Annotated in this window: 1 protein-coding gene; it reads right to left on the bottom strand. The window is 42.8% G+C overall.

Going from position 1 to position 547, the window contains the following annotated elements; genetic code table 11:
- On the bottom strand, window positions 1-547 hold a 547-nt coding region (locus HC175_RS16965; RefSeq protein ID WP_168139523.1), incomplete at both ends, for a S41 family peptidase.

Raw genomic sequence — 547 nt, 5'->3', positions numbered from 1 at the left:
AACGTCTGATTATATTTCTCGACTGCCGATTTTGTGCTGGTGATCAATTGCCCTTCAGGAACAAAAATATTGGCCACGTTAATAGCTTCGGAAAGTAATCCGCCGGGATTTCCGCGTAAATCCAGGATAATTTTATCGGCTCCCTGATCTTTAAGTTCTTTTAAGGCTTTTACTGTTTCAGCTGAAGCATTCCTGTTGAATTGAGAAAGTACGATATAGGCACTGTTATCTTCAAGGAGCTTGTAGTAAGGAACCGCTTTGATCTCCACTGCACCACGGGTTAAGGTAGTTGTTTTAATTTCTCCGCGACGTTTGAAAGTGAGCTCTACATTAGAATTTGGAGCACCTTTTAGCAGCTCTCCTGCATCTTCTTTAAAGTCTGCAACGTTGATATTCCCGATCTTGATGATCTCATCCCCTGCCTTTAAACCGGCTTTATCTGCAGGATAATCCTTATAGGGTTCTAAAATGACAATTTTATCGGCCGTTATGCCTACGGTGGCACCTATCCCAGTGTACTCTCCTGCATTGTCTATTCTTGCGGCCT

This window comes from Salinimicrobium oceani, assembly GCF_012037645.1.
Note: the sequence above shows the minus strand (reverse complement) of the source record. Positions and strands in the feature narration are given on the sequence as shown.